The 18,151-nt window shown below is 73.3% G+C and carries 15 protein-coding genes; 3 read left to right on the top strand and 12 right to left on the bottom strand.

Annotation, left to right across the window (positions count from 1 at the left end; translation table 11 throughout):
• Positions 1 to 132: 132 nt before the first annotated feature.
• Complete coding sequence (locus ACGF5U_RS07860; protein WP_392711214.1) at positions 133 to 1,071, bottom strand: helix-turn-helix transcriptional regulator; 939 nt, start codon at positions 1,069 to 1,071, stop codon at positions 133 to 135.
• Between the two features lies 1 nt (position 1,072).
• Positions 1,073 to 1,996: a DUF4097 domain-containing protein gene (locus ACGF5U_RS07855; RefSeq protein WP_392711213.1), complete on the bottom strand. Its 924-nt coding sequence runs from the start codon at positions 1,994 to 1,996 to the stop codon at positions 1,073 to 1,075.
• A 121-nt stretch (positions 1,997 to 2,117) separates the two neighbouring features.
• Here ACGF5U_RS07855 and ACGF5U_RS07850 point away from each other — a divergent pair, with 121 nt between their 5' ends.
• Positions 2,118 to 2,999, top strand: a complete 882-nt coding sequence (locus ACGF5U_RS07850) for a hypothetical protein (protein WP_392711212.1) — start codon at positions 2,118 to 2,120, stop codon at positions 2,997 to 2,999.
• Positions 3,000 to 3,003: 4 nt separating this feature from the next.
• Here the strand turns inward: ACGF5U_RS07850 and ACGF5U_RS07845 are convergent, their stop codons facing one another.
• The 5 genes from ACGF5U_RS07845 to ACGF5U_RS07825 form a co-directional block, all read right to left on the bottom strand.
• The gene (locus ACGF5U_RS07845; RefSeq protein ID WP_019058231.1) at positions 3,004 to 3,186 is read right to left on the bottom strand and encodes a DUF6104 family protein; all 183 of its coding nucleotides are present in this window, start codon (positions 3,184 to 3,186) and stop codon (positions 3,004 to 3,006) included.
• An 89-nt stretch (positions 3,187 to 3,275) separates the two neighbouring features.
• Positions 3,276 to 7,142 carry a multifunctional oxoglutarate decarboxylase/oxoglutarate dehydrogenase thiamine pyrophosphate-binding subunit/dihydrolipoyllysine-residue succinyltransferase subunit gene (locus ACGF5U_RS07840; protein WP_392711210.1) on the bottom strand — a complete coding sequence of 1,289 codons (3,867 nt, stop codon included), beginning with the start codon at positions 7,140 to 7,142 and terminating at the stop codon, positions 3,276 to 3,278.
• 278 nt (positions 7,143 to 7,420) lie between these two features.
• A complete protein-coding gene (locus tag ACGF5U_RS07835) occupies positions 7,421 to 8,515 on the bottom strand; it encodes an ATP-binding protein (RefSeq protein ID WP_392711208.1) in 1,095 nt (364 codons plus the stop codon).
• The gene (locus tag ACGF5U_RS07830; RefSeq protein ID WP_392711207.1) at positions 8,512 to 9,249 is read right to left on the bottom strand and encodes a response regulator transcription factor; all 738 of its coding nucleotides are present in this window, start codon (positions 9,247 to 9,249) and stop codon (positions 8,512 to 8,514) included. Before ACGF5U_RS07830 ends, ACGF5U_RS07835 begins: the two co-directional genes overlap by 4 nt.
• 81 nt (positions 9,250 to 9,330) lie before the next feature.
• Positions 9,331 to 10,005 (bottom strand): spermidine synthase, encoded by a 675-nt coding sequence (locus tag ACGF5U_RS07825; RefSeq protein ID WP_392711206.1) that lies wholly within the window; start codon positions 10,003 to 10,005, stop codon positions 9,331 to 9,333.
• Between the two features lie 221 nt (positions 10,006 to 10,226).
• Here ACGF5U_RS07825 and ACGF5U_RS07820 point away from each other — a divergent pair, with 221 nt between their 5' ends.
• Positions 10,227 to 10,976 (top strand): rhomboid-like protein, encoded by a 750-nt coding sequence (locus ACGF5U_RS07820; protein WP_392711205.1) that lies wholly within the window; start codon positions 10,227 to 10,229, stop codon positions 10,974 to 10,976.
• A 24-nt stretch (positions 10,977 to 11,000) separates the two neighbouring features.
• On the opposite strand, the gene ACGF5U_RS07815 is transcribed toward ACGF5U_RS07820, so the two are convergent.
• The 3 genes from ACGF5U_RS07815 to ACGF5U_RS07805 form a co-directional block, all read right to left on the bottom strand.
• A complete protein-coding gene (locus ACGF5U_RS07815) occupies positions 11,001 to 11,633 on the bottom strand; it encodes a GNAT family N-acetyltransferase (protein WP_392711204.1) in 633 nt (210 codons plus the stop codon).
• Between the two features lie 278 nt (positions 11,634 to 11,911).
• A complete protein-coding gene (locus tag ACGF5U_RS07810) occupies positions 11,912 to 12,325 on the bottom strand; it encodes a VOC family protein (protein ID WP_392711202.1) in 414 nt (137 codons plus the stop codon).
• Between the two features lie 294 nt (positions 12,326 to 12,619).
• Positions 12,620 to 13,057 carry a DUF4259 domain-containing protein gene (locus tag ACGF5U_RS07805; protein ID WP_392711201.1) on the bottom strand — a complete coding sequence of 146 codons (438 nt, stop codon included), beginning with the start codon at positions 13,055 to 13,057 and terminating at the stop codon, positions 12,620 to 12,622.
• A gap of 207 nt (positions 13,058 to 13,264) precedes the next feature.
• Between ACGF5U_RS07805 and lon the strand changes: the two genes are divergently transcribed.
• The gene (lon, locus tag ACGF5U_RS07800; RefSeq protein WP_392711200.1) at positions 13,265 to 15,673 is read left to right on the top strand and encodes an endopeptidase La; all 2,409 of its coding nucleotides are present in this window, start codon (positions 13,265 to 13,267) and stop codon (positions 15,671 to 15,673) included.
• A 34-nt stretch (positions 15,674 to 15,707) separates the two neighbouring features.
• Here the strand turns inward: lon and ACGF5U_RS07795 are convergent, their stop codons facing one another.
• Positions 15,708 to 16,610 carry a trypsin-like serine peptidase gene (locus ACGF5U_RS07795; RefSeq protein WP_392711198.1) on the bottom strand — a complete coding sequence of 301 codons (903 nt, stop codon included), beginning with the start codon at positions 16,608 to 16,610 and terminating at the stop codon, positions 15,708 to 15,710.
• A gap of 40 nt (positions 16,611 to 16,650) precedes the next feature.
• The gene (locus ACGF5U_RS07790; protein ID WP_392711196.1) at positions 16,651 to 18,003 is read right to left on the bottom strand and encodes a helix-turn-helix domain-containing protein; all 1,353 of its coding nucleotides are present in this window, start codon (positions 18,001 to 18,003) and stop codon (positions 16,651 to 16,653) included.
• Positions 18,004 to 18,151: the final 148 nt, after the last annotated feature.

Below are 18,151 nucleotides of genomic sequence, written 5' to 3'. Positions count from 1 at the left end.
CGGACACCCCGCACCGGCCGCCCCCGGACGCCGCGCCTGGCTGCCGCGCCCGCTCCTCACCGATGCCGGACGCCCCCGGCCCCCGGCGGCGGGGGCCGGGGGCCGGGCACCCGCCGCGCCACGCGCGGGGTGTCAGGGGGCCGGGGGGTGGAGCAGGGCCGCGATGTGGGCCGCCGCCGTGGAGAGGTGGCGGCGGGCCTCGGCGAGCTGGTCGGGCGTCACGCCGTGGTCGCGGGCCGCGTCGCGTACGTCGTCGCGGAACCGGTCCAGGAGCCGCTCCAGGTCACGGCCGGGGTCGCCCGTGCCGTCCGTCTCCCGCGCCCACGCGGGCGTCTCGGCCGGGTCCGGCTTCGCCTGCGGCGGCCACGCGCCGCCGGGCGTCGCGCCGCCGAGCAGGCCACCCAGCCGGGTCGTCAGATCGGCCAGCCCCTCCCGTACGCCCGACGGCCAGTCGCCCTTGGCGATGTGGTCCTGGACCTGCTGCGCGATGCGCTGCATCTCCTGACGCGCCCGCTCCTGGGTCTCCTTGGCCTGCCGCCGCGCGCTCTGCGCCTCCTCGCGGGCCCTGCGCGACTCGTCCTTCGCCCGCCGCGTCTGCTCCCGCCACTCCTGCTTGGCCTTGCGCAGCTCCTCCTTGGCGCTGCGCCACGCCTCCCAGTCCTCGCCGCCGCCCGGCCGGGTCCGCCGGTTCTCGCCGGCCGCCGCCCGCATCTCGCTGCGCAGCCGGCCCGCCGCGCCGCGCACGTCGTCACGGATCTCGGCGGCCAGTTCGGAGACCGAGTCGCGGATCTCCAGCTCCAGGTCGGCCAGCTCGCCGCTGCGCCCGGCGAGTTCCGCGCGGCCCGCGTCGGTGATCGAGTACACCTTGCGCCCGCCCTCGGTGGTGTGCCGGACCAGCCCCTCGGCCTCCAGCTTCGCCAGGCGCGGGTACACGGTGCCGGCGGACGGCGCGTACAGCCCCTGGAAGCGCTCCTCCAGCAGCCGGATCACCTCGTACCCGTGCCGGGGCGCCTCGTCCAGCAGCTTGAGCAGATACAGCCGCAGACGGCCGTGGGCGAATACGGGCGGCATGTCAGAGCACCTTTCCGGACGGAGCGTCCGTGACGGCCGGTTCCTCGGTGATGTCCTCGCCGACGGCCGGGACGGGCTCGGCGGGCTCGGCGCGCTCGTCGGGCTCGTCGGTCGGCTCCGGGCGGCGCAGCAGCGCGATCGCCCCGGACACCGTCGTCGCCTTCAGCGTGCCGGTGCCCGCGCCGAGCGTGCCGGTGATGTGCTTGGCGCCCCACGCCCCCGAGACCCGCAGTCCGTCGAACGCGTTGGCGACGGCGCCGCTCGTCGTGTTGGCCTCGACCCGGGCGTCCGTACGGTGCGGAAGCCGGACCGCCACCTCGCCGGAGACACTGGTGAGCCGCACGTCGGCGGGCGAACCCGAGCCGTCGGGGTCGAGGTCCACGACCATGTCGCCGCTCACGGAATCGGCCCGCACCGAGGCCCCCGAGCCGTCGACGACCGTGAGGTCGCCGGAGACCGAGGTGAACCGGAGGTCACCGGTGACCGACTGGGCCTCCACGCTGCCGGACACGGTCTCCGCGCGGACCGGCCCGGACAGTCCGACGAGCGTCGTGTCGCCGGTGACGCCCCGCACCTCCGTACGCCCCCGGATGCCGGAGACGACGGCGCCGGCCGCGACCACGCCCACCTCGACGGAGGCGCCGGCCGGTACGGCCAGGGAGACCACGGCGGCGCGGTTGCGGCCCTTGGGGGCGAGCCAGGAGAGGAAGCCCTTCCAGGACAGGTCCTCGTAGGCCACGGTGAGCGTCGCGTCCTCGTGCGTGACGATCAGCGGCGGGCCGTGCAGCGCGGTGACCTCCAGGCGCGCGGTGTCGTCGTCGGTTCCGACGACGTTGACCGTCCCTCCGACGATCCGCACGCGCAGTGCCGTCACGGGATCGTCGAGGGTGAGCTTGAGCGGCTCGGTGACGGACCACTCGGGCATGGTGCTGACCTCCTCGGCGCGACCACGACGCAACATATCGCGTCCTCTGCGATACACGATATATCGCGGTCGCCCCAAGTCAAGCGTGCCGTACCTGGACGAATTGCCCTAGCGTGGCCCCATGGACGTGACATCCACGGGCGCGCTGCTGCTGTGCCGGGCCGATCCGCCCGCCGTACGCGCCCCCGCCCAGCTGCTGCGCGAACCGCTGATCCTCGCCCCGGCCGGGCGCGGGTGGAGCGTGCTCGTCCCCGAGGGCAGGCCCTGGCGGGAGGGAGCCGAGCCCGTCGACCGCGTCGTCTCCGGCTGGGCCACCGCCCTCACCGTCGGCGCGACCTGGCCCGTACTCGCCCTGTGGTGGGACGCCGACCGGGCGGCCGGCTACACCCTCGCGTCCGGCTTCCGCAGGCCCGTCGGCTACACCTGGCTCGCGGACGGGACACCCGCCGGCGAGGACGAGGCCATGTACACCTTCGCCGAGCGGCTCGGCCTCGACCCCGTCCTGGACGTCCAGGAACTCCAGCCCCTCACCCGCCCCGACAAGGACGCCGACGCGCGGGCCCGGCTGCTGGGCCTGACCGCCGTCCTCACCCGACTGGACCTCGCGCTCCCGCCGGACGTCCACCCGGGCGCCCCCACCGGCACGCTGCGCGCCGCGGCCCACGCCGCAGCCGGCGCCGAGCAGGTGGAATGGCACGGCTGGCGCGACGCGGTACGGGCCGAACTCGACGTGATGGAGGAGGGCCGCCTCGGCCCCTGGCTGCGCGGCCCCCGGGCACGGGCGGCCGCCATGGCCCAGCTCGCGGCGGGTGTCCCGCTGCTCCTGTGGGCCCTCGGCCGGAGGCACCGCCCCGGCTGGGCGACCGCCGGGGCGCTGCTCGTCGTCCAGGGCGCGCTGGGACTCGCGTACGACCGGCTGCGCACCCACCGGCCACCGGGCGAGCCCCGGCCTTCCGGGCGGCCGGACGCGCCGGCCTCCACCGGCACCCGGCCGGCCACCTGACCGGCTACTCGTCGTCCTCGTCGTCGTCCAGCCGCGCCAGCCAGGTCGCCAGCCGCTCGACCGGAACCTCGAAGTCCGGGTTCAGGTCCACGAACGTACGCAGCTGCTCGGCGAGCCACTCGAAGGTGACCTCCTCCTCGCCGCGCCGCTTCTCCAGCTCCTCGATGCCACGGTCCGTGAAGTACATGACGCCAGGATATGACGGCCGGGAAACGGGCCGGGCCCGCACCCCGTGACAGGGGTGCGGGCCCGGCGACGACTCCGGAACCGGGGCCGTCAGGCCTCGAAGACCTCGTTGACCAGCTGTGCCTGCTCCGCCTGGTGGCGCTTGGCCGAGCCGACCGCCGGGGACGAGCTGTGCGGCCGCGAGATCCGGCGCAGCCGCTCGCCGTGCGGGATGTCCGCGCCGACGGCCAGGTCGAGGTGGTCGATCAGGTTGAGCGCGATGAACGGCCACGCACCCTGGTTCGCCGGCTCCTCCTGCGCCCACAGGTACTTCTCGGCGTTCGGGAACTTGGCGATCTCGGCCTGGAGCTCCGCGCCGGGCAGCGGGTACAGCCGCTCCAGACGGATGATCGCCGTGTCCGTGATGCCGCGCTTCTGCCGCTCGGCGTCCAGGTCGTAGTACACCTTGCCGGAGGTGAAGACGACCTTGCGGACCGCGTTCGGGTCGACCGACGCGTCGCCGATGACCGGGCGGAACCCGCCCGTGGTGAACTCCTCCACCTTCGACGCGGCGGCCTTCAGACGCAGCATCGACTTCGGCGTGAAGACGACCAGCGGCTTGTGGTGCGGGTTGTGCACCTGCCACCGCAGGAGGTGGAAGTAGTTCGACGGCAGTGTCGGCATGGCGACCGTCATGTTGTTCTGCGCGCACATCTGCAGGAAGCGCTCCGGGCGGGCGGACGAGTGGTCCGGGCCCTGGCCCTCGTAGCCGTGCGGCAGGAGCAGCGTGACGCCGGAGGTCTGGCCCCACTTCTGCTCGGCGGACGAGATGAACTCGTCCACGACGGTCTGCGCGCCGTTGACGAAGTCGCCGAACTGGGCCTCCCACATGACCAGCGACTCCGGGCGGGCCAGCGAGTAGCCGTACTCGAAGCCCATCGCCGCGTACTCGCTGAGCAGCGAGTCGTAGACGTTGTAGCGGGCCTGCTGGTCCGACAGGTACATCAGCGGCGTGTAGTCCTCGCCGGTGACCTGGTCCACCAGCACCGCGTGGCGCTGGCCGAACGTGCCGCGGCGGGAGTCCTGGCCGGCGAGCCGGACGGGCACGCCCTCCATCAGCAGCGAACCGATGGCCAGGGTCTCGCCCATGCCCCAGTCGATGGTGCCGTCGTCGATCGACGCGGCGCGGCGCTGGAGCTGCGGCATCAGCCGCGGGTGCACCGTCACCTGGTCGGGGACGTTGACCTGCGACTCGGCGATCCGCTTCACGACCTCCTGCGACACCGCGGTGGTCACGGCCGTCGGGAACCCGGCCTGCGGGTCCACACCCGGCGCCGGCGCCGACTGGGCGGTGGCCTCGCGGACCTCCGCGAACACCTTCTCCAGCTGGCCCTGGAAGTCCTGGAGCGCCTGCTCCGCCTCCTCCAGCGTGATGTCGCCGCGACCGATCAGGGACTCGGTGTACAGCTTGCGCACCGAGCGCTTCTTGTCGATCAGGCTGTACATCTGCGGGTTGGTGAACTGCGGGTTGTCGCCCTCGTTGTGGCCGCGGCGGCGGTAGCAGATGAGGTCGATCACGACGTCCTTGTTGAACGTCTGGCGGAACTCGAAGGCGAGCCGCGCCACGCGGACCACGGCCTCCGGGTCGTCGCCGTTCACATGGAAGATCGGCGCCTCGATCATGCGGGCCACGTCGGTCGCGTACATCGAGGAGCGCGACGACTCCGGGGCGGCGGTGAAGCCGACCTGGTTGTTGATGACGATGTGGACCGTGCCGCCGGTGCGGTAGCCGCGCAGCTGCGACATGTTCAGCGTCTCGGCGACGACACCCTGTCCCGCGAAGGCCGCGTCACCGTGCAGGGCGACCGGCAGGACCGTGAAGTCCGTGCCGCCCTTGTTGATGACGTCCTGCTTGGCGCGGACGACACCCTCCAGGACCGGGTCGACGGCCTCCAGGTGCGAGGGGTTGGCGACCAGGCTGACCTTGATCTGCTCGCCGTCGAGGCCGGTGAAGGTCCCCTCGGCGCCCAGGTGGTACTTCACGTCGCCGGAGCCGTGCATCGACTTCGGGTCGAGGTTGCCCTCGAACTCGCGGAAGATCTGCGCGTACGACTTGCCGACGATGTTCGCGAGGACGTTGAGGCGGCCGCGGTGGGCCATGCCGATGACGACCTCGTCGAGCCGGGACTCGGCCGCCGAGTCGATGACCGCGTCGAGCAGCGGGATGACGGACTCGCCGCCCTCCAGCGAGAACCGCTTCTGGCCGACGTACTTGGTCTGCAGGAACGTCTCGAACGCCTCGGCGGCGTTGAGGCGGCGCAGGATCCGCAGCTGCTCCTCGCGCTCCGGCTTGGAGTGCGGGCGCTCCACCCGGTCCTGGATCCACTTGCGCTGCTTCGGGTCCTGGATGTGCATGAACTCGATGCCGGTGGTGCGGCAGTACGAGTCGCGCAGGACGCCGAGGATGTCGCGCAGCTTCATCATCGACTTGCCGCCGAAGCCGCCGACCGCGAACTCGCGCTCCAGGTCCCACAGGGTGAGGCCGTGCTCGGTGATGTCCAGGTCGGGGTGCTTGCGCTGGCGGTACTCCAGCGGGTCGGTGTCGGCCATGACATGGCCGCGGACCCGGTAGGAGTGGATCAGCTCGAAGACGCGCGCCGCCTTGGTGACGTCGTCGTCGTGCGACGTGTCGATGTCCTTGAGCCAGCGGACCGGCTCGTAGGGGATGCGCAGCGACTTGAAGATGTCGTCGTAGAAGTCGTTCTCGCCGAGGAGCAGGTTGGCGACGATCCGCAGGAACTCGCCGGACGCCGCACCCTGGATGACCCGGTGGTCGTACGTCGAGGTGAGGGTCATCACCTTGGAGATGCCCAGCTTGTTCAGGGTGTCCTGGGACGTGCCCTGGAACTCGGCCGGGTAGTCCATCGAACCGACGCCCATGATGACCGACTGTCCGGGCATCAGCCGCGGCACGGAGTGGACGGTGCCGAGGCCGCCGGGGTTGGTCAGCGAGACGGTGACCCCGGAGAAGTCGTCCATCGTCAGCTTGCCGACGCGGGCGCGGCGGACGATGTCCTCGTACGCCTGCCAGAACTCGAAGAAGCCCAGCGTCTCGGCCTTCTTGATGCCGGCGACGACGAGCTGGCGGTCGCCGTTCGGCTTCACCAGGTCGATGGCCAGACCGAAGTTGACGTGCTCCGGCTTGACGAGGGTCGGCTTGCCGTCCTTGACCGCGTACGACCAGTTCATCGACGGCATGGCCTTGATGGCCTGCACCATCGCGTAGCCGATGAGGTGCGTGAAGGAGATCTTCCCGCCCCGGGCCCGCTTCAGGTGGTTGTTGATGACGATCCGGTTGTCGAAGAGCAGCTTCACCGGGACGGCGCGGACCGACGTGGCGGTCGGCACGTCCAGCGAGGCGTCCATGTTCTTCGCCACGGCACCGGCCGGACCGCGCAGGGTCACGAACTCGGGGCCGGCCGGAGCCTCGGTCGCCGGAGCGGCGGCCGGCTTCGCGGGGGCGGCGGCCGCCGGCTTGGCGGGCGCGGGCGTCGCCGGCTTGGCGGGCGCGGGCGCGGCGGCGGGCTGTGCGGCGGGGGCCGGGGCCGGGGCCTGTGCGGCGGGGGCCGGGGCCGGAGCGGCCGGGGCCTGTGCGGCGGGCTGTGCCGGAGCGGCGGGAGCGGCGGCAGGGGCCTGTGCGGTGGGCGCCTCTGCTGCCGGGGGCCGCGTCGCGGTGCCGGTGGCCCCCGCGGCCGCTCCGGCCTGGCCTGCGGGCTTGTCCGCCGAGCCGGACGTCCCCGGCTTGTAGTCGGCGAAGAAGTCCCACCAGGCGCGGTCGACCGAATTCGGGTCCTGGAGGTACTGCTGGTAGATCTCGTCGACGAGCCACTCGTTGGCACCGAAGGCGGCGGCAGGGTTCTTACCCTGCCCGTCTTGATCGGTCGAGATGCTGGAGTTACTGGGGGACTGAGACGACACGGCGGCAACCGCCCTCTTCCGCTTCACAAGGTGATGGACAGCGGAAATAAAGGCTACGCCTCCCTGGCCTGGAGGTGCAGGCCGGGCAAGGCATCGTCGCGTACATCACACCGAAAGGCGGGTTTCGCGGGAAGAAATGGCGGGAAACAAACGTGGTTCCCCCGCGTCCGGGTAGGGGGCAGCCCGGCTACGGCCCTGTCGACCGCACCCCTGACCGGGTCCTCCCCGTGTCCCGTACTGATACACGAGGAAGCCGCACTTCCGGTTCGAACCCTACGTCAAACGCGCGGCGGGGGTATCCCCGGAAGAGTGACCCGGATCCGGCAACCCCGCGCCGATTCGGCCACCCCGATCCGGCCGCCGTGCAGATCGACCGCCCAGCGGGCGATCGCCAGCCCCAGCCCCGTACCGCCGTCGCTGCCCGGCCCGTGCGGGGCGGCGACACTGCCCCGGTTGAACCGCTCGAAGACCTTGTGCCGCTCCGACTCCGGAATGCCGGGGCCCTCGTCCAGCACCTCCAGGTCCAGCGACTCCGGCTGCGCGCCCCGCCTGGCCCGCACCGTCACGCGGCCGTGCGGCGGCGAGTGCTTCACCGCGTTGTCGATCAGGTTCGCCACCACCTGGTGCAGCCGCTCCACGTCCGCGTGCGCCGTCAGCTCCGGAGGTGACACGTCCAGGTGCAGATGCACGTCCGTCCGCGAGTGACGGCCCGAGTCGGAGCCGAGGCCGCGCCGCGCCGCCGCCAGGTTGGCCTCCTTCAGCACGCCCGACAGATACGGCCACACCTCGAACCGGCACGACCGCAGCGGTACGACACCGTTGTCCAGCCGCGACAGGTCCAGCAGCGTCTCCACCAGCCGGCCCAGCCGCTCCGTCTGCTTCAGGGCCGTCCGCATCGTCTCCGGGTCGGCGGCCGAGACGCCGTCCACGACGTTCTCCAGCACCGCGCGCAGCGCCGCGATCGGCGTGCGCAGCTCGTGCGAGACGTTGGCGACCAGCTCCTTGCGGTGCCGGTCCACGGCCTCCAGGTCGTCCGCCATGCGGTTGATCGTCGACGCGAGGTCGCCGAGCTCGTCACGGCGGTCGGCGCCGCGCACCCGGCGGGTGTAGTCGCCGTGCGAGATGCCCTTGGCCACCGTGTTCATCTCGTCCAGCGGCGCGGTCAGGCCGTGCGCCACGAACTGGGTGATCAACAGCGTCGCTATGACCGAGAACACCGTGATGAACCGCAGCTCGGTCTCCGTGCGCAGCGCGACCAGCAGCAGCCCGGTCGTGATGAACACGGACACCACGACCAGCGTGCCCAGCTTGGTCTTGATCGAGATGGTGACCGACCGCAACCGGGAGCGGAGGCCGACGGGCCGCCGGTTCACGGCGCCGGGGTCTCCAGCGCGTAGCCGACCCCGTGCACCGTACGGATCCGCTCGGCGCCGATCTTCCGGCGCAGCGCCTTGATGTGGCTGTCCACGGTCCGGGTGCCCGACGCGTCCGCCCAGTCCCACACCTCCGCCAGCAGCTGCTCCCGGGAGAGCACCGCGCGCGGCGTGTTGGCCAGGCAGACCAGCAGGTCGAACTCCGTCGGCGTCAGATGGACGTCGTCGCTCCGCACGCGCACCCGGCGCTGGGCGTGGTCGATCTCCAGCTCGCCCAGCCGGAGGATGCCGCTGCGCGGCGTCACGGCGGCCAGCGCGGCCCGCTCCACCCGGCGCAGCAGCACATGGACGCGCGCCGCGAGCTCCCGCATCGAGAACGGCTTGGTCATGTAGTCGTCCGCGCCGACGCCGAGCCCGACGAGCATGTCGGTCTCGTCGTCGCGGGCCGTCAGCATCAGCACCGGGACCGGTCGCTGCGCCTGGACCCGGCGGCAGACCTCCAGGCCGTCGAAGCCGGGCAGCATCACGTCGAGGACCATCAGGTCGGGCTGCCAGGCCTCCGCCGCGTCGACGGCCGCGGGGCCGTCCGCCGCCGTCTGTACCAGGAACCCCTCGGCGCGGAGCCGGGCCGAGATGGCCTCGGCGATCGTGGTGTCGTCCTCGACGACCAGGACCCGGCGCTGGGTACCCGGCGTGACCGCTGTGCCGGTGTGGCTGGTGTGTGTGTGCTCCATGCCCCGCCCCTGTCGCGTCCTGCGCGAGCGTGTAGATCCGTGCGTTCGGTCAACAACATAAAGGCACCGACGGTGTCCCGGCTACGCAGGGCGAACGGCGAGGTGGACGACGTCCGGTACGCCCCGGGCAACCGGCACCTCTTCGGTTCTTACCCCGCTGAACCCGGCATTCCGCAATGACTCTTCGAAATCCGGGGACGGCCGCGCGGACCAGACGGCGAGAATTCCGCCCGGATTGAGCCGGTTCGCGCAGGCCGCCAGGCCGGAGGGGGAGTAGAGGCTGTGGTTGCCCTCGGTGACGGTCCAGTCGGGGCCGTTGTCGATGTCGAGACAGAGGGCGTCGTACGTGTCGGCGGCGGTGTGGACGTACTCGACCAGATCGGCGTGGACGAGGACGGTGCGCCGATCGGCCAGCGCCGGGCCGGAGATGGCGGCGAGCGGCCCCTCGCGGTGCCAGTCGATGATCGCCTGCTCGCGCTCCAGGACCGCGATACGGCCCCAGGCGGGGTTCGCGGCGGCGTGGGCGAGCGAGAAGCCCACGCCCAGACCGCCGATGAGCACGGCCGGGCGGCCGGAGCGGCGCGGGGCGTCACCGTCCAGCGCCCGCAACGCGGCGTCCACGAGCAGCCGTTCGGAGCGGCCGTCGGAGGTGTCCATCAGGAACGTGCCGTTGGCGATGATCTCGTAGTGGTCGCCGCGCCTGCGCAGGGCCACCTCGCCGTACGGACCTTCACGTCGGTCGAGCGTCAGAGCCATGGCCCGCAGCCTATTGCCTGCGGCCCGGGATGTGAGATGTGTCATGGACGGGGGCGTGATCCATCGCGTTGGGTAGGGGGCGGTGGACCGGGGGGTTGCCGTGCGTGCCGGGGGGCCGACGACGAAAGGGCCTCACCGTGCCCCAACAGCTCACGCCGCGCGGGACGGTGGAAGCGGAGCAGCCGCCGCGACCCGGTCCCGGCGCGATGGGGGGATCCGGGTTGCTGAACGCGATACCCGCGCAGCCCGCGGCCGACGGCGCCCGTGAGCTCTCTGAGGCCGGTACGGCGGGCCGGCCCGCCGCGCGCCGGGCGCTCACCGGACCGCCGCCGCCGTCGGGGTGGCGCCGGGCCGCCGCGCTGCTGCCCACGCCCGCCGGCACGCCGTTCACCTTCGGCTACACGGCCGTTCTGGTCGCGACGTCCCTCTACGCCGAGTTCGGCGACGCGCGGACCGTCGCCGAACTGCTGCGCGCCTCCAGCACGGATGTCGCTCATCTGTCCCGCGACCCGCTGCTGGTGCTCGTGGCGAGCGCGCTGTGGGTGGCGGGCGGCCTGACGTCGCCGTACGTCATCGGGTTCGTCTTCGTCCTCACCGCGCTGGAGCGGCGGATCGGGGCCTGGCGGGCGGCCGCCGTGTTCCTGGTCGGGCATGTCGTGGCGACGCTGGCGACCGAGATTCCCGTGGGGCTCGCGGTGCTGGCGGGGCATCTGCCGGACACATCGCTGCACCGGCTGGACTACGGGATCAGTTTCGGCCTGCTGGCCAGTGTCGGCGCGCTCGCCGGACTCCTGCCGCCGCTGGTGCGCGGTGTCGTCCTGGCGTGGGTGTCGCTGATGCTGCTCCACGACCTGCTGGTGTTCGAGGACCCGCTCACCAACTGGGGGCATCCGCTGGCCCTGTCGATCGGCGTGGCCGGCTGGCCGCTGGTGCGCCGTGCGGCCGGGCGGGCGCCGGGCCGCACGGGGTGACACCCTCCGGTGCCGTGGCGGGCGTCAGTTCCGTACGACCCCGGTCAACGGCCCCTGGTACCGCCAGCCGAGCGCGCTGTAGAGGGCCCGGCCCTGGACGGTTCCGGACAGCACGGCGGTCGTGGCGCCCGCCTCGGCGCCCCGGTTCTGGAGGGTGAGCATGACGAGGCTGCCCAGGCCGCGCCGCCGGTGGTCGGGGTACGTCTCGACCTGGTCGACCACCGCCGTACGGCCCAGGGGCGCGATCTGGCCACGGGCGGCGAGCGAGCCGTCGGCAGCGAGGATCCGCACGCGGAAGACCCCGTCCGTGTCGGACGTCTCCGTCCGGTAGCCGGGCGGCGGTTCGGGTGTGGCGACGGGGCGCAGCGCGGTCCACATCATGAAGCCGGGGTCGTCGGGGACCGTCCAGCCGGGGGTGACCCAGCCCGCGACGTCCTCGGGTTCGGCGAGGACTTTCAGCCAGGCGCCCGGCTCCGCGACGCTCGCGCACAGCGCCCGCACGGTGGCCTCGTCCGGCTCGGGCAGGACGTGCCGGAAGACATGGCCGGGCAGCCCCACGTCGATGCGGTAACCCCAGGGCTCGGCCACGGGCGGTGGGGTCCCCCGGTTGACGGCCCATCCGTGCACCCACACCTCGGTAATAGCTGAACTCATCATGCGGTCATTGCATACGGGGGCGCGGTCCGGCCGCCACCGGATTTCCCGGGGTGGGGGAGTCTCGTCCGGGTCTCGTGCCGGAGTCGCGGCCGGGGCCGGGGCGCACCCGGCGGCGCCGCTTTCCGGCCGGCCCCCGGTCGGGGCGGAGAGCCGCCCCGACCGGCGTCGGCCGTCGGCCGTCGGCCGGCCGGCTGCCGTCAGTGTCTGCCGTCGCCGTCGCCGTCGCCGTCGCCGTCTGCCGTCAGCGGTCAGTGTCAGCCGTCCGCCCTCCGGCGTCGTCAGCGGGCGTACGGCCGGGTCATGATCTCCATGTTGTGGCCGTCCGGGTCGTCGAAGTACGCGCCGCGCCCGCCGAAGAGCCGGTTGATCCGGCCCGGTTCGGTGTGGGAGGGGTCCGCGTAGTAGGTGACGCCGACCGCCTCCAGGCGCTCGATCATCCCGTCGAACCGCTCGTCGGGCACGAGGAACGCGTAGTGCTGCGACTGGATCGGCTCGTCCGTCTTCTCGTAGTAGTCGAGCGTCACGCCGTTGCCGAGGTCCACGGGCAGGAACGGCCCGAACGGCGCACCCACCTCCAGGCCCAGGACGGCGGCGATGAACTCGGCGGACAACCGCCGGTCCCTGGCGTAGACGGCGGTGTGGTTCAGTTCGACGGCCGTCGGGCCCGGCCGGTGCTGCTGGTCGTGTGACATGTGCGGTTTCTCTCCAGGTCGTGGTTCCGCGGAAGTGCGGGCGCCGCACGCGGGCGCCGCGTGGCGAGGACGAGGAGAGGGGAAGGCGGGGCTCTGGCCCGCCTCGCGCTCACGCCGAGGCCGGGCGCCTCACTCGTGCGTGGCCCATGGCCGACCCGGCAGTCACCCGCCCGACACTAGTGCGACCCGGGACGAGGGCAAAGGATCACCGCGGATGTGGCGTGGACCGCCCGCTCGGTGGCCGAAACACCCTGCCACGACGCGTCGGCGCGGAACGTCCCGCTTCCGGGCCGCTCAGGTCGCCGTCGGTATCGGCCGCCCGCCCGGGGGCTCGCGCAGCAGCGTCTGCCGCAGGCGGTCGACGGTCGACCGCCACGGGCCCGCGTGGTCCGTCTCGCCCCACAGCTCCAGCAGCTCCGACGGGTCGCTGACCACACGGTCGAGGGCCTGGACGGCGAGTCCGGCCAGCTCGGCCGGGAGCGGCGGTATGGGCCGCTGGGGGCCGTAGGCGGTCGTGACGGGCGTACCGCCGGGGCGCTGTGCCGCGACCAGCGCCGCCGCGGCGATCGCCTCGTCGGCGACGTCCGCCTCCAGGTAGTCGTCGGTGCCGGCGGCGCGGGCGAGCGCGCTCCGGATGAGGGCCTCCCGCTCGCCCTCGGGCGCGTCGTCGAGGCCGCCCGCGAAATCCGCCGCCGTGTCGTTGTCGAAGGGGGCGATGTCCCAGGTGCCCATGTGTCACTCCCGATCGGTGCGATGTCCCGCCATCGTCGCAGCGGCCACTGACAACGACCCGGGCCGAACACCGGCGCGGGCGGCCCGGGTTCCCCGTACGGACACGGCGGCGCTGTCGGGCGATCGCTGTCAGCGAACGGTGGGAACACCTCCGGGCTCCCGAGCATTGAGTCGATACAGCTCAACTTGACTGCCTAAGGGGAGATCATGGCTTCGACGTCCACACCGCTCACCCTGCCCGTGCTGCCGCTCGACGACGAGGTCGTGCTGCCGGGCATGGTCGTGCCGCTCGACCTGTCCGACAACGACGTGCGCGCGGCGGTGGAGGCCGCACAGGCGGCCGCCCGTGGCGATACCGGCAAGCCACGCGTCCTGCTGGTGCCGCGGGTGGACGGGACGTACGCCGGGATCGGCGTCCTCGGCACGGTCGAGCAGGTAGGGCGGCTCTCCGACGGCGATCCCGGAGCGCTCATCCGGGGCCGGGGCCGGGTCCGGATCGGGGCGGGGACGACGGGGCCCGGCGCCGCCCTGTGGGTCGAGGGGACCGCGGTGGACGAGTCCGCGCCCGACCCGCTGCCGGGCGCGGTCGCCGAACTCGTCAAGGAGTACAAGGCCCTCGCCACCAGCTGGCTGCGCAAGCGCGGCGCCTGGCAGGTCGTGGACCGGGTCCAGCAGATCGACGACGTCTCCGCCCTCGCCGACAACTCCGGCTACTCGCCCTTCCTGACACTGGACCAGAAGGTCACCCTCCTGGAGACCGTCGATCCCGTCTCCCGCCTCAAGCTCGCCACCGAACAGCTCCGCGACCACCTCACCGAGCAGGACATCGCCGAGTCCATCGCCAAGGACGTCCAGGAGGGCGTCGACAAGCAGCAGCGCGAGTTCCTGCTCCGCCGCCAGCTCGACGCCGTACGCAAGGAGCTGCGCGAGCTCAACGGGGAGGACGGCGAGGACGAGGGCGACGACTACCGCTCCCGCGTCGAGGCCGCCGACCTGCCCGAGAAGGTCCGCGAGGCCGCGCTCAAGGAGGTCGACAAGCTGGAGCGGGCCAGCGACCAGTCCCCCGAGGGGTCCTGGATCCGCACCTGGCTCGACACGGTCCTCGAACTGCCGTGGAACGAGCGGACCGAGGACGCGTACGACATCAGGGGCGCCAAGCGCGTCCTCGACGCCGAGCACGCGGGCCTGGACGACGTCAAGGAGCGCATCACCGAGTACCTCGCGGTGCGCAAGCGGCGCGCCGAGCGCGGCCTCGGTGTCGTCGGCGGGCGGCGCGGCGGCGCCGTGCTGGCGCTCGTCGGCCCTCCGGGCGTCGGCAAGACCAGCCTCGGCGAGTCCGTCGCCCACGCCATGGGACGGAAGTTCGTCCGGGTCGCCCTCGGCGGCGTACGGGACGAGGCCGAGATCCGGGGCCACCGGCGCACCTACGTGGGCGCGCTGCCCGGCCGCATCGTGCGCGCCGTCAAGGAGGCCGGTTCCATGAACCCCGTCGTCCTCCTCGACGAGATCGACAAGGTGGGCTCCGACTTCCGGGGAGACCCGGCGGCCGCCCTCCTGGAGGTACTCGACCCGGCGCAGAACCACACCTTCCGGGACCACTACCTGGAGGTGGAACTCGACCTGAGCGACGTCGTCTTCCTCGCCACCGCCAATGTGCTCGAAGCCATCCCCGAGGCGCTGCTCGACCGGATGGAGCTCGTCCGGCTCGACGGCTACACGGAGGACGAGAAGATCGTCATCGCCCGTGACCACCTGCTGCCCCGGCAGCTGGAGCGGGCCGGACTGGGTGACGGCGAGGTCGTCATCGAGGAGGACGCGCTGCGCAGGCTCGCCGGGGAGTACACGCGCGAGGCGGGCGTACGGAACCTGGAGCGGTCCATCGCCCGGCTGCTGCGCAAGGTCGCCGCCCAGAGCGAGCTGGGCGAGCGGGAGTTGCCGTCGGTGGTGGGCGCGGACGACCTGCGCGGGCTCATCGGCCGGCCGCACCACGTACCCGAGTCCGCCCAGGACCCGGCGGAGCGCCGCACCGCCGTGCCCGGCGTGGCGACCGGCCTCGCGGTGACCGGCGCGGGCGGCGACGTGCTGTTCGTGGAGGCATCGCTCGCCGACCCGGAGACGGGTGCGGCGGGACTGACCCTGACCGGGCAGCTCGGCGACGTGATGAAGGAGTCCGCGCGGATCGCGCTCTCCTTCCTCCGCTCGCACGGCGCCGAACTGGAACTGCCCGTCACCGGGCTGAAGGACCGGGGCGTGCACATCCACTTCCCGGCAGGCGCGGTACCCAAGGACGGCCCCAGCGCGGGCGTCACGATGACCACCGCCCTCGCCTCGCTGCTGAGCGGCCGGCTGGTCCGTACGGACGTGGCGATGACCGGTGAGGTGTCGCTGACCGGACGGGTGCTGCCCGTCGGCGGCGTCAAGCAGAAGCTGCTGGCGGCGCACCGTGCGGGCATCACCACCGTCGTCATCCCCAAGCGGAACGAGGCGGACCTGGACGACGTGCCGGCGGAGATCCTGGACGGGCTCCAGGTCCACCCGGTGACCGACGTACGGCAGGTGCTGGAGATCGCGCTGTCGCCCGCGACGTCGGAGGTCTCCGTCCCGGCGGCCGCGTAGCGGGTGCCCGGCGGTACGGGCGGGCGGTGCGCGGTCAGGAGCCGGCCGCCACCGCCCGCTCGTACAGCGCCCGCGCGTCCGCGCCGAACAGCACCGCCGTCGACTCCCGGTCCGTGTCGCCGCCGCTGAGCACCGCGATCACCCGCCCGGGCCGCTGCGCGTCCCGGTGGCCGGCGAGCCACGGGCTGCCGCTCGTCCCGGACCAGAAGCCGCCGCACTCCATCAGCAGCGAGCCCTCGAGGTCCGGGTCGCGGGCCGTGTCGGTGGTGCAGGAGACGGCACGGTTGCCCGGGTTGTGGTCCTCGTTCGGGTAGCCGACGACCGTCACCCGGCGTTCGGGTCCCGACGCCCAGTCCACCGGCAGACCGCCCACCACCCGCTGGACCTGGCGGCCCCTCGCGTCCGGCTCCAGGGTGAGGAAGGCGTAGTCGTGGGCGTCGTCGCGGTCGTCCCGCCACGCGTCGTCCACCTGCACCGAGCGGACCTTCCAGGTGCCGTACGGGGCCCTGTCCGCGCCCGACCCGTGGAACCCGGGCGCGAACGAGACGTGTTCGGCGACCTCCCCCTCGTCCCCGTGCACGCAGTGCGCGGCGGTCGCGACGACGTTGCCGCGCGGGCTGTCCACCACGCTCGCCGTGCACCAGTGCTCGTCCCCGTCCAGCAGGACGCCGACGGGTGGCAGGGCGCGCGCCGGCACGGCCGTACGCTGCGGAACGGGCGGCGCCTCCGCCTCGGCCCGCTCTCCCGGCACGCCGCCGCCCGGTTCGTCACGGCCGTCCTTGTACGTGTCCGTGTCCGCGCCCGCGCCCGCAGCCGCGTCCACCGAACCGGGCGCGTGCGAAGGGCCCACGAGCACCAGCGCGGCCACGAGGAGGGCGACGGTCCTGGCCGAGGCCCCGGCGTAGGAGGAACGTGTCAGCGGCAGTTTCCCGAGCATGGCCCCCATCCTGCCCAACCGGCCCGCGGCCGATGCCGCCTCACGCGTCCAGCCAGCCGCGGAGCGTCGCCTGCGCCCCCGCCTGGAACCGCGTCCGGGCGTCAAGCGCCTCCAGCAGCCGGCTGATCCGCCGCCGTGCCGTATGGACGTGGACGCCCAGCCTGCGGGCGATCGCCTCGTCCTTCAGCCCGGCGGCGAGGAGTGCCAGCAACTCCCGCTGCTCCCGCCCGCCACACTCCTCCGCGCCTTCCCGGCCCCGCGCGCCCTCCGCGCCCCGCGCGTCCTCCCGGCCCCGCGCGCCCTCCGCGCCCCGCGCGTCCTCCCGGCCCCGCGCGTCCTCCCGGCCCCGCGCGTCCTCCCGGCCCCGCGCGTCCTCCCGGCCCCGCGCGTCCTCCCGGCCCCGCGCGTCCTCCGCGTCCTCCCCGCCCGACCGGTCGCGGCCCGATCCCTCCCGGCCACCGTCCCGGCCGTCCGGGCACCCCGGCACCTCGCCCTCCTCGCCCGCGCGTACCTCGGCTCCCCATGGCGCCGCCCGCTCCCACACCGCCTCGAACAGCGGCACCAGCGCGTCCCGGAGCCGCACGTCGGCCGTCACCAGCGCGGCCGCCCGTGGATCGGCGGCGTCCCGGGGCGGCAGCAGCGCGACCCGCCGGTCCACCGCGACGAGCCGCGTGGGCACCCCCGCGGCGACGCGCACCCGCAGCCCCCGCCGCGTCAGAGCCGTCAGAGCCGTCAGAGCCGTAGACGTCCGCGTACCCGCCGACGACATGACGCCCGACCGGTCCAGGACCACCCGCACCCGCACACCCCGGGCGAGCAGCGACTCGACATCGAGCCGGGGCAGACCCGGCCCCAGGCTCAGGCACGGCCCCGGAACCGGCCACGGCCCCACACCCGGCCCCAGGCCGGAGTCCGGCCCCGGGCCCGGCGGCGGGTACGGGGCGCGGTCGTCCATGATGAGCACCTCGCGCTCGGCGCGGGCGAGCAGGTGGTCGGCCCGCTCCCCGATCGCGCGGCGCCCGGTGACCGTCTCGACGCCGCTGTCGCCGCCGCCCGGCCCCGCCGGGTGCGCGGCGAACCGGTGGGCGGCCAGCCGCAGCCGCTCCAGCTCCGCCGACCGCAGGTGCAGTTCCGCCTGGCGGCGGTGGATCAGCGTACGGATCGCGGCGGCGGGCGCCGCCGGATGCGGCAGGGCGCCGTCGTCGGACGGGTCCGCCGGTCGTGCGAACCCGTGCTCGACGAGCCGGTCCAGCGCGGTGTCCAGCCGTTCCCGGGGCAGATCCAGGAGCCGCGCCAGCTCCTCCGCCCGTTCCGCGCGTTCCGCCAATAACGCCTCGTAAGCCCGCTCCTCGGCCTCCCCCAGGCCAAGTGGGTGCAATTCCCCCTTGATCATGGGTCGGATTCTCACTCCGCTTTCACGGCACACACAAGTGTGCGTGTCCACTTCTCAACGCCCTTGGCTCATTGCCCACTTCGCACCTCGCCGCTTGCATGGCCATGACCACCTGAACGGCTCTGACCAAGCTCGTAGGAGGGGTACG

The organism is Streptomyces sp. NPDC047886 (assembly GCF_043204435.1).
In the GTDB taxonomy this organism is placed as follows: domain Bacteria; phylum Actinomycetota; class Actinomycetes; order Streptomycetales; family Streptomycetaceae; genus Streptomyces.
This window is presented reverse-complemented; position numbering and strand designations above follow the sequence as displayed.

Excerpts from the sequence above, each read along its gene's own strand:
- ACGF5U_RS07860 (WP_392711214.1), bottom strand. The coding sequence starts at position 1,071 with ATGCCGCCCGTATTCGCCCACGGCCGTCTGCGGCTGTATCTGCTCAAG.
- ACGF5U_RS07855 (WP_392711213.1), bottom strand. The coding sequence starts at position 1,996 with ATGCCCGAGTGGTCCGTCACCGAGCCGCTCAAGCTCACCCTCGACGAT.
- ACGF5U_RS07850 (WP_392711212.1), top strand. The coding sequence starts at position 2,118 with ATGGACGTGACATCCACGGGCGCGCTGCTGCTGTGCCGGGCCGATCCG.
- ACGF5U_RS07845 (WP_019058231.1), bottom strand. The coding sequence starts at position 3,186 with ATGTACTTCACGGACCGTGGCATCGAGGAGCTGGAGAAGCGGCGCGGC.
- ACGF5U_RS07830 (WP_392711207.1), bottom strand. The coding sequence starts at position 9,249 with ATGGAGCACACACACACCAGCCACACCGGCACAGCGGTCACGCCGGGT.
- ACGF5U_RS07825 (WP_392711206.1), bottom strand. The coding sequence starts at position 10,005 with ATGGCTCTGACGCTCGACCGACGTGAAGGTCCGTACGGCGAGGTGGCC.
- ACGF5U_RS07815 (WP_392711204.1), bottom strand. The coding sequence starts at position 11,633 with ATGATGAGTTCAGCTATTACCGAGGTGTGGGTGCACGGATGGGCCGTC.
- ACGF5U_RS07810 (WP_392711202.1), bottom strand. The coding sequence starts at position 12,325 with ATGTCACACGACCAGCAGCACCGGCCGGGCCCGACGGCCGTCGAACTG.
- ACGF5U_RS07805 (WP_392711201.1), bottom strand. The coding sequence starts at position 13,057 with ATGGGCACCTGGGACATCGCCCCCTTCGACAACGACACGGCGGCGGAT.
- lon (WP_392711200.1), top strand. The coding sequence starts at position 13,265 with ATGGCTTCGACGTCCACACCGCTCACCCTGCCCGTGCTGCCGCTCGAC.
- ACGF5U_RS07795 (WP_392711198.1), bottom strand. The coding sequence starts at position 16,610 with ATGCTCGGGAAACTGCCGCTGACACGTTCCTCCTACGCCGGGGCCTCG.
- ACGF5U_RS07790 (WP_392711196.1), bottom strand. The coding sequence starts at position 18,003 with ATGATCAAGGGGGAATTGCACCCACTTGGCCTGGGGGAGGCCGAGGAG.